At 72.3% G+C, this 12,702-nt stretch carries 15 protein-coding genes; 7 read left to right on the top strand and 8 right to left on the bottom strand.

Features of this window, described 5'->3' with window-relative positions; all coding sequences use genetic code 11:
* Positions 1–131: 131 nt before the first annotated feature.
* Both ABZ135_RS10620 and ABZ135_RS10625 read right to left on the bottom strand, forming a co-directional pair.
* The gene (locus tag ABZ135_RS10620; protein WP_356693972.1) at positions 132–332 is read right to left on the bottom strand and encodes a hypothetical protein; all 201 of its coding nucleotides are present in this window, start codon (positions 330–332) and stop codon (positions 132–134) included.
* Between the two features lie 182 nt (positions 333–514).
* The gene (locus ABZ135_RS10625) at positions 515–1,486 is read right to left on the bottom strand and encodes a helix-turn-helix transcriptional regulator (RefSeq protein WP_356693974.1); all 972 of its coding nucleotides are present in this window, start codon (positions 1,484–1,486) and stop codon (positions 515–517) included.
* 133 nt (positions 1,487–1,619) lie between these two features.
* Between ABZ135_RS10625 and ABZ135_RS10630 the strand changes: the two genes are divergently transcribed.
* The gene (locus ABZ135_RS10630) at positions 1,620–1,898 is read left to right on the top strand and encodes a hypothetical protein (protein WP_356693976.1); all 279 of its coding nucleotides are present in this window, start codon (positions 1,620–1,622) and stop codon (positions 1,896–1,898) included.
* Between the two features lie 44 nt (positions 1,899–1,942).
* Here the strand turns inward: ABZ135_RS10630 and ABZ135_RS10635 are convergent, their stop codons facing one another.
* Entirely contained in the window at positions 1,943–2,815 is an 873-nt protein-coding gene (locus ABZ135_RS10635; protein ID WP_356693978.1) for an NAD(P)-dependent oxidoreductase, read from the bottom strand.
* Between the two features lie 109 nt (positions 2,816–2,924).
* On the opposite strand from ABZ135_RS10635, the gene ABZ135_RS10640 reads away from it, so the two are divergent.
* Together ABZ135_RS10640 and ABZ135_RS10645 are read left to right on the top strand one after the other, a co-directional pair.
* The gene (locus ABZ135_RS10640) at positions 2,925–3,497 is read left to right on the top strand and encodes a TetR/AcrR family transcriptional regulator (RefSeq protein ID WP_356693980.1); all 573 of its coding nucleotides are present in this window, start codon (positions 2,925–2,927) and stop codon (positions 3,495–3,497) included.
* 20 nt (positions 3,498–3,517) lie between these two features.
* Entirely contained in the window at positions 3,518–3,895 is a 378-nt protein-coding gene (locus ABZ135_RS10645; RefSeq protein WP_356693982.1) for a hypothetical protein, read from the top strand.
* A 10-nt stretch (positions 3,896–3,905) separates the two neighbouring features.
* On the opposite strand, the gene ABZ135_RS10650 is transcribed toward ABZ135_RS10645, so the two are convergent.
* Both ABZ135_RS10650 and ABZ135_RS10655 read right to left on the bottom strand, forming a co-directional pair.
* Entirely contained in the window at positions 3,906–4,970 is a 1,065-nt protein-coding gene (locus ABZ135_RS10650; protein WP_356693984.1) for a cytochrome P450, read from the bottom strand.
* Between the two features lie 197 nt (positions 4,971–5,167).
* Entirely contained in the window at positions 5,168–5,725 is a 558-nt protein-coding gene (locus ABZ135_RS10655; RefSeq protein WP_356693986.1) for a DUF1707 and FHA domain-containing protein, read from the bottom strand.
* A gap of 196 nt (positions 5,726–5,921) precedes the next feature.
* Between ABZ135_RS10655 and ABZ135_RS10660 the strand changes: the two genes are divergently transcribed.
* The 4 genes from ABZ135_RS10660 to ABZ135_RS10675 all read left to right on the top strand — a co-directional run bounded on the left by ABZ135_RS10660 (position 5,922) and on the right by ABZ135_RS10675 (position 9,864).
* The gene (locus ABZ135_RS10660) at positions 5,922–6,896 is read left to right on the top strand and encodes a GNAT family N-acetyltransferase (RefSeq protein WP_356693988.1); all 975 of its coding nucleotides are present in this window, start codon (positions 5,922–5,924) and stop codon (positions 6,894–6,896) included.
* A 173-nt stretch (positions 6,897–7,069) separates the two neighbouring features.
* On the top strand, positions 7,070–8,821 hold the full coding sequence (treZ, locus tag ABZ135_RS10665; RefSeq protein WP_356693990.1) for a malto-oligosyltrehalose trehalohydrolase: 1,752 nt from the start codon (positions 7,070–7,072) through the stop codon (positions 8,819–8,821).
* 364 nt (positions 8,822–9,185) lie between these two features.
* Complete coding sequence (locus tag ABZ135_RS10670; protein ID WP_356693992.1) at positions 9,186–9,395, top strand: hypothetical protein; 210 nt, start codon at positions 9,186–9,188, stop codon at positions 9,393–9,395.
* A 145-nt stretch (positions 9,396–9,540) separates the two neighbouring features.
* Positions 9,541–9,864, top strand: coding sequence for a hypothetical protein (locus ABZ135_RS10675; RefSeq protein ID WP_356693994.1), 324 nt, complete (start codon positions 9,541–9,543; stop codon positions 9,862–9,864).
* A 50-nt stretch (positions 9,865–9,914) separates the two neighbouring features.
* Here ABZ135_RS10675 and ABZ135_RS10680 read toward each other — a convergent pair whose 3' ends face one another.
* The 3 genes from ABZ135_RS10680 to ABZ135_RS10690 form a co-directional block, all read right to left on the bottom strand.
* On the bottom strand, positions 9,915–10,382 hold the full coding sequence (locus ABZ135_RS10680) for a DUF4240 domain-containing protein (protein ID WP_356694139.1): 468 nt from the start codon (positions 10,380–10,382) through the stop codon (positions 9,915–9,917).
* A gap of 84 nt (positions 10,383–10,466) precedes the next feature.
* Entirely contained in the window at positions 10,467–11,600 is a 1,134-nt protein-coding gene (locus ABZ135_RS10685; protein ID WP_356693996.1) for an aminopeptidase P family protein, read from the bottom strand.
* 117 nt (positions 11,601–11,717) lie between these two features.
* Positions 11,718–12,677, bottom strand: a complete 960-nt coding sequence (locus ABZ135_RS10690) for a hypothetical protein (RefSeq protein WP_356693998.1) — start codon at positions 12,675–12,677, stop codon at positions 11,718–11,720.
* Positions 12,678–12,702 lie beyond the last annotated feature (25 nt).

The following is a 12,702-nucleotide window of genomic DNA, read 5'->3' on the forward strand; positions in this document are numbered from 1 at the left end:
GCCGTTCCCGGGGGTTCCGGACACTGCGGGGATTCCGGGTATTCCGGGGAGATTCCGGGGATTCCGGAGCGTCGGATGGTCCGGCGGTCCGGCGATCCCGGTGATCCCGGTGATCCGTGATCCCGGTGTTGCTAGCTCCAGCCCCAGTCGTCGGTGCCGGGGGCCGGCGTTCCGCCGTCGGTCGGGAGCGGCGCGGCGGCGACGGAGGAGGCGACGGGGAATTCACCCCGCGTGAATTCGTCCTGCGTGAATTCCGCGCCGGCGGCGACGAGAGCCATCAGCGAAAGCGCTGCGGAGGAGCCGACGACGATCAGCGACTTCATGGCGTTCATTTCTTTTCCCACCCCTGGTTGTTTCTGTTCGCGTGCCCCTTCCGGGCTGCTGATGAATATCTTGGCCCGGGTGGAAGACCATGACCAGAGAATCCGGTTGGCACAAAAGACGCCTGGCACTTTCGTGCCAGGCGTCCTGTGGTGCGGGGTGTTCCGCGTGCGTGCGCCGCGGGAGGGGCGGCTCAGAGCAGGCCGAGCTCCGCGGCGCGCCGGCCGAGCTGGAAGCGGCTGCCCGCCCCGAGCCTGTTCGACAGGTCGGTGATCATGCGCCGTTCGGTGCGCAGCGAGACCCCCAGCTTGCGGGCGGCCGCCTCGTCCGTCATGCCGTCAGCGAGCAGCTTGAGCAGGGTGATCTCCTGCGGGCTCACCTCGGGGCCGCCGCGGGCCGGTGCCTCGCCGAAGGGCGCCGCGGACGCCCACACCTGGTCGAACAGCGCGCAGAAGCCGGCCAGAGCACCGGCCTCGTGGATGACGACCGCCCCCTTCGAGGAGTCCTCCGGGTCGAGCGGGACGAGGACCACCTCCCGGTCGATGATGTGCATGCGCATGGGCAGGGACGGTGCCGTCCGGATCTCCGCGCCGCACGAGATCAGCCATCGCGCGTGCTCGCGGCTCCCGGGGTCGTTGACCACGCTGTCCAGGTACACGGTCCGCAGCCCGACGCCCCGCTTCAGGGTCGCCTCCGCCAGTGGCCTGCCCGCCTCCCGGTTCTCCGCCGGCTGGGGCCCGCCGGGGGCGAAGGCCAGGGCTTCGCTCCGGGCGCGGTAGGCCAGTTCCTCCAGCCTGGCGCGTATCGCGTCCAGACCGACCAGGCGCTCCACTCCCCCCGCGCGCTGGCCGTCACGCAGCAGCGAATAGTCGGCGAGCAGTCCGGCGACGGCCACCCGGCTCTGTTCGATCTCCTGCTGCCTCCGGGCGAGTTCGGCCTGCTGCCGGGCGAGCAGGGCTTCCAGCGCCAGGTCCGGCGGCACCGCGCGCAGCGTGCCCGGATCGCTCAACGAAGGCCGCAGCAAAGCGAGATCGGCGAGCCGGTCGAGCGCGGTGGTCACCGCGGACCGCTCCCGGCCGAGAAATTCCCCCAAGGCGTCGACGCCCCAGGAGGGGTGTTCCAACATGAGCCGGTACACCGCTTCCGCGTCTTCGTCCAGCCCCAACGACCCCAGCATCAACAAGCCCCCCAGTTCTTCTTCTGTGCCCCACAATTCTCCTGACACGTTTACGTCAAGGCAAGAACATGCCGCGCGAAAGGCCACCGCCCGTACGCGGTGGGGCCTCATAGTTCCCGGTGTGTATCTCGTCGAGTTCGTTCTGGCCAAACCCGCCACGGCTCCCGAGGCGCCGGAGAGCGCCGCGCTGAACGCGCTGTGGTCCGTGTGCCTGCCCGAGGACGGGGTGGAGCACATTCGCCTGCACACGTCCCGGGCCGGCGCCCGCGGCGTCTTCTTCCTCCTCGCGCCGCACCCGGAGCGGGCGGTCTCCCGCGCCTCCGAGGTGTGCGACCGCGCTCTGGAGCGGTGCCCCGAATTCCGCGGCTGGGAGACGACGCGGGTCGGCGGCGTGCCCTGAGCCACCGACCCGTCCCCGGAACACCCCGCCGCGGGCGGGCGTCGCTACTTCTTCATCAGCTCCACCAGGCTGGAGAAGCTGTCGGCGGCGTGGCCGGCGTCCATGCCGCGGCGGAAGAGCTCGACGAGCGTGGCCGGGAGCGTGGTGTCGACTCCCGCGTCCGCGTTGGTGTGCAGGACGTGCTCGACGCTGGCCGTTCCCATGGCGAGGCGGTCGACGTCGCCGGCGTGCCGTCCGGCGTCGATGCGTTCGGCGTAGAAGGAGAAGAAGCCCGGCAGCGAGTGCGCGGTCTCGACGGCGTGCGGGAGGATGTCGGCCGCCTTCAGGCCGTTGGCGTCGGCGAGGGCGATGGCCTGCCAGTAGCTCAGCATGGAGGTCCAGAACATGACCATGCCGATCTGGTACATGAGCGCGGCGAGTCCGGGGTCCTCGCCGCGGTGGTCGGTCCGACCGGTGATGACCTCGAGGGCGGGCCGGTGCCGGTCGAAGACGTCGCGCGGGCCGCTGTAGAAGGTCGACGATTCGGCCTGGCCGATGCCGGAGGGCGGCACGGTCACGCCGCCGGTGAGCTGGACGGCGCCGCGCTCGTCCGCCCAGCGTGCGGCGGCGCGGGCCTTCTCCGGCGTGTCCGAGCTGAGGTTGACCAGGACCCGGCCGGCGAGTGCGGACTCGGCGGGCTCGAGCGTGGCGTACACGGCGTCGTAGTCGGTGAGACTGAGGATCACCAGCTCGTTGGCGGCGAGGGCGTCCTTCACGGTCGGCGCGAGCACCGCCCCGCGGGCGACCAGGTCGTCCGCGCGGGACGCGGTGCGGTTCCAGACGGTGACGTCGTATCCGCGGTCGAGGAAGGCGCCGGCCATGGCCTGCCCCATGGGACCGAGGCCGATGACGGTGACCGAGTGCTGCGTGTTGCCCATGATGTGATCTCCACCCCTCACTAAAACGATCGCTCTATTTAGCGCGTGGGGAGAACGTACCACAGCTCTAGAACGAACGCTCTACCCAATCGGGGGCTACTGTGTCCCCATGCAGACCAGCACACGGGACCGGATCGTCGTCGCCGCCTCACGTCTCCTGCAGCGGCAGGGCTACGTCGGCACGGGAATCAAACAGATCGCCCAGGAGGCGGAGGCCACCCTCGGCTCGATCTACCACTTCTTCCCGGGCGGCAAGGAGGCCGTCGCCGTCGCCGCGATCAAGCGCGGCTCCGAGGAGTTCGCGACGCTCCTGCGCACCGCGCTGGACAGCGAGGACGACCCGGCCGAGGCGATGACCGCCTGCGCCCGCCGACTCGCCGACGAACTCCGCGAGTCCGGCTGGATCGACGGCTGCCCGGTCACCGCGGCCGCCCTGGAGACACTCGGCACCGACTCCGAGATCCAGCAGACCTGCGCCGAAGCCCTGCGCGCGTGGGAACACCTGGTCCAGGACAAACTGCTGAGCTCCGGCTTCCCGCCCCCGACCGCCCGCGAACTGGCGAGCACCGTCATCTCCACCCTGGAGGGCGCCGAGGTCACCGCCCAGGTCTACCGCAACGAGGCCCCCCTCCACACAGCCGGCCGCCAACTCGCCCGCCTCATCCGCTCGTACGAGCTCTAGCCACCGGAAGGGAGATCGGCGTGGGCCTGATCCTGTTCCCGGGCGACGGAGACGCCGGCAGCCCCGAAGTCGCCTGGTCCTACACCGGCTTCGCCGCGTTCCGGCGACATCTGGCGCAGGCCGAGGGCTTCGCGCTCTCCGAGATGCGGGGCTTCGGCGGGGAGCGCCCCTGGAGCGGTGCCTCCACCTCGCTCGTACCGCTCTTCGATCGCCCCGACGGCGGCGGAGGCGAGCTCTCGCCCACCGAGTGCGCCGCGCTCCTGCCTCGCCTGGAGGCGATCGCCGACCAGTGGCGGAGTGCGGTCGACGTCCCTCGGGAACACGCGGAGGCCGCCCGGCGACTGACCGACGTTCTGCGCTTCTGCGTCGCGAAGGACGTCGAGCTCCTCTTCCTCTGACGCCCGGCCCTCAGCCGCCGGGGCGGACCAGGAGGCTGCGGGGGGCGCGGGTGATGAGGCCGGTGCGTTCGGGGTGGAAGCCGGCGGCGAGGCGGAGGTGGGGCATGGTGTGGAAGAGGGCGCGGAGGGCGTATTCGGCCTCCAGGGCGGCGAGGGTGACCGCGGGGCACGCGCCGGAGCCGTACGTCAGTTGGCCCGGGTCGTCGCGCAGGAGGTCGTAGCGCTCGGGGTCGCGGAAGCGTTCGGGGTCACGGGCGGCGGCGCCGATGAGCAGGGCGACGGGCGCACCGGACGGGATGGTGCCGCCGGAGACCTCCACCTCGCCCCGGGTGCGGCGCATGACGATCTGCACCGGCGGCTCGTGCCGGAGGGACTCGGTCCAGGCACGGGCGACGAGGCCGGCGGGTGCGTCGCGGAGAGCGGCCACCAGATCGGGGTCGGTGAGGACGTCGGCGAGGAAGCCGGCGAGGGCCTTCTCGCGTACGGCGATCTGGCCGGTGCACTGCCCGGCGAGGGCGGACGCGGCGCGGCCGCGGACGAGCCGCATCATGTCCCGGTACGGGACGCCGACGGCGGCGGCGACGGTGCCCGCGGGCAGCCAGTGACAGAAGTCGGCGACCAGGTCGACCTGGGCGCGGCCGGCGATCCGGCGGGCCAGGACGAACGCGGTGCGTTCGGCGACGACCCGCAGCTCCGCCTCGTCGACGTCGGTGTGGGTCTCGGCGCACGGCGGGTCGCCGGGCCGGTGACCGTGGGTGAAACGGGCGTCGGTCAGGGCGCTCGCCACGTCCGCGAACCGGCTGAGCACCCAGGCCCGCAGCAACGGGTCGTGGGTGAGCGGGAACTCCTCCCGCAGCACCCGGTAGGTGCGGTACGGGTCCCGGCTGCTGCCCGGTTCCACGGGGCTGGGGGCGACCCGGCGGGCCGTACGGTCCCCCGCGCCCGCCGCGGCCGTGGCGGCCGGGCTCCCGGCGGAGGCCATGGCGGGCAGGACGGCCCACTGGTCCCGCCACGGCGGGTTGTGGTGGTGATGATGACGATGGTGGTGGGGCGTGGGCTTCGGGTCGTCGCTCATCCGGCCCCCTCGTAGGTCAGCGGCGTACGTCACCCCAGCCCACCATCGGGAAGCGCGGCGCGCAGCAGGTACACCGCCGAACGGGTGAATCCGCGAGCTCGCCGAGGTCTCAGGGGTACGAGGGTCCTGACCGGGCCCGACCGCGGCCTGGACCTGGCCCCGACCCTGGCCCTGGCCCTGACCCGGGAGCCGCTTCGTCAGTTCAGGGACAGCCGGAACGCCATCTGACCGAACCCCACCGCGTCCCCGGCCCGCACCACCACCGCACCCGTCACCCGGCGCCCGTTGACCGTCGTGCCGTTGGTGGAACCGAGGTCCCGCAGCACCCACATGCCGCCCTGCAGGAAGAGCTCCGCGTGCAGCCGCGAGACGGTCTCGTGGCTGAGCCGCAGGCCGTTCACCGGGTCGCGCCCGATCCGCAGCGGATGCGGACCCGGCTGCGGCAGGAGCAGCTTCGGCAGCCGCTCGGCCTGCCAGGCCCGCCCCAGCCTCGCCGTGAACGCGGACATCTTCTCGACCGCGCCCACCACCTTGCGGGTCCAGGTCGACTCGGTCGTGAGATCGGCGGTGAGCAGCGCGAGTTCGTCGGAGCGGCGGGCGACCAGCGCCCGCTCCATCCGGAAGAGGAACGTGTCGTGCGACAGACGTCCCTGCGCGGCGCCCTCGCGCAGCACCTCGAGCGCGCGCTCCCGTTCGGCGTCGGTCAGCCGAGGGGCGTCCGGCGGTCCGGCCGGGAGCTCGAATGGGGTCGTCACACCCAGGATTGTCGGCCGCGAGGGCCCGAGGTGTCCAGAAGGGCCCCCGCCAACCCGTACGCCCCCTCGCCCCGCCGTACGACGCGCGCGCTCCCGCCGTACAAACCACGTGGCCCCGCCGTGCAACTCACGTGCTCCCACCCCATGATCACTGCTACGGTCGGCCGCCTGTTCGACTACCTGGGGGAACCCTTACATGACGCCTGACCCTGCGCCGCTCGTCGTCCGACCGCTTACCGGACCGCAGGAGCTCGATCTCTTCAACCGCCTCACCTATGTGCTCGATCACGAGCTCGCCGACGACCTGGCCACCGGCCGCCGCGTCCCCGAGTGGCTGTGGGTGGCGCTGCGCGGCGACCGCGTGGTCGGCCGCGTCGGCTGGTGGACCGGTCGGCCCGGCGCCGAGCCGCAGGCCCTGGACTTCTTCGACCTGGATCCGGAACTGCCGGCGGAGGACGCGGCCGAGGTCGGTCTCCGTCTCCTGCAGACCGCGGCGGCCGCCGTCCTGAAGGGCGGGGTGTGGCCGGAGTTCGGGCGGTTCATGCCGGCGGACTGGCGCGAGGTGCCGGAGACCCGCGCGCGCCTCGAAACGCTGTTCGGGATCCTGGAGGCGTCGGGCGCCCGTCCGCTCGTGGAGCGGCTGCGGCTGGAGTGGCGGCCGGGGACGCCCGTCCCCGAGCCGAGCGGCCGGCTGGTCTTCCGCCCGGTGAAGGACCGCGAGGACCTGCTCGCGCTGATGACGCCGGTGATGGAGGGCACGCTCGACGCCCACGGGCAGGCCGACCTGAAGTCCGGTCTGTCCCCGCGCGAGGCGGCCGAGCTGCACTACGACGAGGAGCTCGCGCACTACGGCACGCCCCGCGACTGGTGGCGGATCGCGGAGCTGCCGGGCAGCGGGGAGCCGGTCGGCTTCGTCGTGCCCGCGCGGAACAACTACCACCCGATCATCGCGTACATCGGCGTCCTGCCCGCTCACCGCGGTCACGGTTACATCGACGACATCCTCGCCGAGGGCACCCGTGTCCTCGCCGCGCAGGACGTGCCGCGGATCCGGGCGGCGACGGACGTCGGCAACGTGCCGATGGCCAGGTCGTTCGCCCGGGCCGGTTACGTCACGTTCGAGCGGGCGATCAACTTCGTCTGGGACGCGCCGGGCATGTCGGGCGACTGACTGTCAGGATGGTCCTGTAGCCGTGGATCCAGGCGCGCGGAGATCGGATCCAGGAGATCGAATCCGAATATTGGATCCGAAAGAGGGGATCCACTAGGGGATCCGTTGGAGAGGATCCTGGAGATTGGATCCAATATCCGCTGTCCGCGCGCCGTCGACGAGGGGACCGTCGCGTGCTGTTCGAAGTATGGGCGCCGCACGCCCGTGACCGGGTGACGCTGGAGCTCAACGGCGCCCGCCACCCGCTGGAGCGGGACGCCGAGCGCCCCGGCTGGTGGACCGGGACCGCCCCCGCCGCCGACGGCGATCGCTACGGCTTCGCCCTCGACGACGGCCCTCTCCTCCCCGACCCCCGGGCCCGCCGCCTCCCGGACGGCCCGGACGGTCTGGCCGCGGTCGTCGACCACGACACGTACGTCTGGCGCAACGACACCCCGCGGCTGCGGCTGCGCAGCGCCGTCCTGTACGAGCTGCACATCGGCACCTTCACCCCCGAGGGCACCCTCGACGCGGCGGCCGAGCGCCTCGGGGAGCTCGCGGGCCTCGGCATCACCCATGTGGAGCTGATGCCGCTGTGCCCGTTCCCGGGGGTGCACGGCTGGGGGTACGACGGGGTCGCGCCGTGGGCGGTGCATGAACCGTACGGCGGCCCCGAGGCCCTCAAGAGGTTCGTGGACACCGCGCACGGCCTCGGGCTCGGGGTCATCCTGGACGTGGTGCACAACCACCTGGGTCCGTCCGGGAACCACCTGCCGTCCTTCGGCCCGTACTTCACCGACACCCACCACACGCCGTGGGGCGCCGCGGTGAACCTGGACGCGCCCGGCTCCGACGAGGTGCGGGCGTACTTCATCGGCAGCGCGCTCGCCTGGCTGCGCGACTACCGGGTCGACGGCCTGCGCCTCGACGCGGTGCACGCGCTCGCCGACACCCGCGCCCTCACCTTCCTGGAGGAGCTGTCGGCGGCCGTCGACGAGCTGGCGAAGGAGCAGGGGCGGCAGCACTTCCTCATCGCCGAGTCCGACCAGGGCGATCCCCGCACCACCACCCCGCGCACGGCCGGCGGCCTCGGCATCCACGCCCAGTGGAACGACGACTTCCACCACGCCCTGCACACCGCGCTCACCGGCGAGTCCCAGGGCTACTACGAGGACTTCGCGCGCGCCCCGATGGCCGCGCTCGCCAAGACCCTCACCCGGGTCTTCTTCCACGACGGCACGTACTCCTCCTTCCGCGGCCGCCACCACGGCCGCCCGGTCGACCGCGAGCGCACCCCGGCCCACCGCTTCCTCGGCTACGCCCAGACCCACGACCAGATCGGCAACCGGGCGACCGGCGACCGGCTTTCGGCCACCCTCTCCCCCGGTCTGCTCGCCTGCGCGGCGACCCTGGTCCTGACCGGCCCTTCGGTGCCGATGCTCTTCATGGGCGAGGAGTGGGGCGCGGGCACGCCCTGGATGTACTTCACCGACCACACCGACCCCGAGCTCGCCGAGGCCGTACGACGCGGCCGCCGCCGCGAGTTCGCCGCCCACGGCTGGGCCGAGGAGGACGTCCCCGACCCCCAGGAACCGGCCACCCGCGACCGCTCCGTCCTGGACCGCACCGAACGCGAACGCGACCCCCACAAACGCCTGCTCGCCTGGCACCGCGAACTCATCGCCCTCCGCCGCACCCAACCGGACCTCACCGACCCGGACCTCGCCGGCGTGAAGGTCGCCTACGACGAGGACGCCCGCTGGCTGGTCTTCCGCCGCGGCGACATCAGAGTCGCGGTCAACCTCGGCAAGGAACCCGCCGACATCCCCCTCGGCTCCAACGGCCACGACCACATCCTCGCCACCTGGACCCCCACCGCCCCCCCGACCCCCGACGGCCTCCTCCGCCTCCCCGCCGAATCCGCGATCGTCCTCACGGACGGCTGAGCACCGCCGATCCCGATCGACCGGCAGCGGGGTTAACGCATCAAGCCTGCCCTCAGCGGCCCATCCCGCCGGGTCGGCCAGGTCAGGGCTCGGACGAGGCGGTTGGTCACGACCCAGTACCCCGGATGCACCCAGCCCTCCTCCTTGGACAAGAGCCCCGGCCCTTCGTCACGGCACAAGTACCGCATCAAGCGGTCGTAGGCCGGGCCCCCGGCGACCAGCAGCAGGGGTGCGGTGAGCGTCGCACCGACCCAGACGCCGCACCGGAGGGCCACTTGAGCATGTCCGTCTCTACGCACGCGACGAGTATGGCCCCCAAGTATCGGCGGCAGGACAGGAGGTTCCACCGCACGACGAGGTGGTCGTGTTCCACCGGCTGGACGCCAAGAACGGAGCGCTGGCCTGGATGCCCGACGGGCGCTCCTTCTGCTACGGCCAGATCCGGGAACGCTACAGCTCGTCCAGGTGCGGCCGGCTGACCTACGACTGTCCCTACGGCCCCATCGACCGGGAGGCCGATATCTGTCGGAGTGACCGGGCGGTCTGCTTCCCGTCCGCGGACATGCCGCGGTGACAGGGGCGGTGTGCGGCGGTCAGCCGCGCACCGTCCTATGGGCCCCGGTCGTCGTCCTCCGGGGCGGCTTGCTCCACCGCCCGTCGGCAGGTCGGCACCGGTTGCCGTCGGTGGCCGCGCGTGTCCGCCGGGACACAATGATCCCGTGCTTCCTCCTCGACTGCTGTGGTGCGACCCTCGGCCCATCCCCCGCTTCAACCGCCAGGAACCGGTGACGCTCATCGTCCGCGACCCCGGGTTCCACGAGCCGGCCGGCGAGGAGGACTGCATGGTGTTCTCGTACTTTTGCCGGACACACGACCGCTTCTACCGGCACGAGGCGTGCGGGGAGGGACCGCATCTCGTCGCTCTGCACTGCGAGGAGCACGGGCCGGAGAGCATGTGGCCGCAGCCGCTCATGCTCCTGTTCCCCGCGGGGTTCGAGCCCCCGCTGAGCGAGGAGCAGCTCGCCTGGGCGGGGGCGGAGTGAGAGGCCGATTGAGCCCGGGCCGCCTGTTCCTGTTGCCGCCCGGGGACCGCTCAGTCCCGTAGGTGCGGCCAGCCGTCCCGGTTGGAGTAGCTCTCGAAGCAGTACCGGGTCGGACGGTTCCACTCCTCGCCGGTGGCCAGCTCGTACGCCACGTCCGGGACGTACAGCAGCCACTCGCCGTCGTATGCGGTGGAGGTGTACGGAGCGAACGCGTCGACGTCGAAGAAGACGCTCTCCCACACGGCCTGGCCCGCGGCCACCACAGCGCAGCGCGCGTAGAGGAACACGTCCGCGGACTGAGGAAAGGGGCTGCCGTCCCGGATGGTGAGGTCGACGACCGGGAGGGTGCCGAACTTCTCCTGGTCCAAGCGGTGGAGGGCCTCGGCGTGGCGTTCCGCGAAGCCGATGATGTCGGGGATGGGGCGGCGGCTCAACTGTTCGGCGAGGCGCCGGCAGTTGGCTTGGGTCGCCTCGCCGTTCAGAGTGGCGATCAGGGCCCAGAAGTCGGTCCATGTCATGGTCACGGGCGCAGGATGTCAGGGCGGACCGACATCGACTTCGCGAGCGAGGCACTGCCCGGCGGGTGGGAAGGTCACTCCAGGTCACTCCACGATGGCCATTTCGCGCGGGGTGTTGTTGAAGCGGTGGCCCGTGCCCTCTTCAGTCAGGGTGACGATGTCCTCGATGCGGACGCCGAAGCGGCCGGGGAGGTAGATGCCCGGTTCGATGGAGAAGCACATGCCGGGGACGATCGGGCGGTGTTCGCCCTCGATCATGTACGGGGGTTCGTGGGTGGTGACGCCGATGCCGTGGCCCGTGCGGTGGATGAAGTACTCGCCGTAGCCCGCGTCCGTGATGACCGCGCGGGCGGCGCGGTCGACGTCCTGGCAGGCGGCGCCGGGGCGTACGGCGTCGAAGCCGGCCTGCTGGGCCTGGCGGACGAGGTCGTGGACGAGGCGTTCCTCGTCGGTGGGTTCGCCGACGTGGACGGTGCGGGTGGTGTCGGAGCCGTAGCCGTGCTTGAGGCCGCCGAAGTCGAGGACGACCATGTCGCCGTGTTCGATGACCCGGTCGCCGGCCTCGTGGTGCGGGTTGGCGCCGTTGGGGCCGGAGCCGACGACGGTGAAGTCGACCTGGGAGTGGCCGTGTTCGAGGAGCAGCCGGGCCAGGTCGGCGGCCACCTCGGTCTCCTTGCGGCCGGCGAAGCGGACCTGGAGGATCTCGCCGTACGCCTGGTCGGCGGCGGCGCCCGCCGCGGCGATGCGGGCCAGTTCGTGCTCGTCCTTGACGGCCCGCAGCATCGGCAGGGCCTCGGTGAGCGAGACGTACGAGGTGCCGGGCAGGGACCGCTGGAGGCCGAGCAGGTGCATGGCCCAGGCGTTGTCGCTGACGCCGAAGCGGCCGTCGGTGTCGAGCAGCGGCGCGGTGACGGCGTACGGGTCCTTGCCGTCGGTCCAGTCGCGCAGGGTGAGCGCGGCGGCGCCCGGGGCCTTCTCGGCGTCCGGGGCCTCCAGGGTGGGGACGACGAGCACCGGCTCCCGCCCCGGGGCGACGACGAGGACGGTGAGCCGCTCGGTGATCGCGGTGGGCTGGTAGCCGGTGAGGTAGACCAGGTCCGGTCCCGGTGCGACGAGGATCCCGGCGAGCCCCGCCTCCGCGGCGGACTCGGCGGCGCGGGCCAGCCGCGCCCGGTAGTCGTCGGCCGTGAAGGGCGCGGGGATGGTGCTTTCGGGCATGGGGTCTCCTCCTCGACGTACAGCATCCTGCCGGGCGGTGGGGGCGGCCGCGACCCGCAACGCCGGGCCCGGGACCGCCGGGCCCGGGACCGCCGGGGCCCCGGAACGCCGGCCGGGTCAGGACGCCTCGGGGTTCTGCACGATGAGCCGTTCCAGGAGGGCCTGGAACTCGTCGCCGACCACGATCCGCAGCCGCCCGTCCTCCTCCCCGTGCTCGCTGAGCTGCGTGAGCGTGCCGGCCCGCCACCAGAAGACGTACGGGCTGATGGCACCGGGCGTGTCCTCGTAACCGGACGCGGCGAAGGAGGCCATCGCGCCGAGCGCGGGCACGATCGTGGTGTCCCGGATGGGGTGGAAGGCGAGCTGGTGCCGGAAGGGCATCGCGACGAGGGCGCCGTCCTCGCCGAGCGGGCGCCCGGTGACCCGGCGGACCACGGCGTCGAGGTCGAGGACGCGGCTCGCGGTGTAGAAGGAGTCGCCGAGGATCACCTCGAAGCGCATGCCGTCGGCGTCCTTGACGGTCTCGTGCCCCTCCACGGGCAGGCCGCGCAGGTTGTTCAGGGCCCGCTCGCGCAGCCGGGCCGGGTCGCCGAGGCGTTCCAGGGCCTCGTCGGTGAGGGTCATGACGCTTTCCGGCAGGTCGAGGGCGAGGACCTCGTACAGCCCCGGCGCGACCGTCCGCGCGTAGCCGAACGTGGCGGGATCGATGCCCTCGCCGCTGACGACCCGCGGGTAGAGCTGGGCGTGGATCTGCTCGGGCGGCAGCGTGTCGAGGGCGGAGGGCCCGTCGAGGGCGCGGACCACGAGCCGCACGTGCCGCTCGATCAACCGGGGCCAGATGCGGGTGCCGCGCGGGTCCTGGTGGCAGACGGCGGCGAGGTTGCCGAGGCCGAAGCGGCGGTCGGCGTCGTCGACGACGGAGTCGGCGTAGACCGTGACCTCAAGGCCCTGCTCCGCGAAGGCCGCGCGGACCGCGCCCCGGAAGAGGGCGCCCTCACGCTCGGAGAAGTACGAGAACTCGGGGTCCCGCGGCGCGTCCTCGCCGTCCCGCCTGGGCCCTCGCCGGAACCACCCCACGTCACCCCGCCTTTCCTCGCGGCCG

This window comes from Streptomyces sp. NPDC006339 (genome assembly GCF_040612775.1).
Classification (GTDB): domain Bacteria; phylum Actinomycetota; class Actinomycetes; order Streptomycetales; family Streptomycetaceae; genus Streptomyces.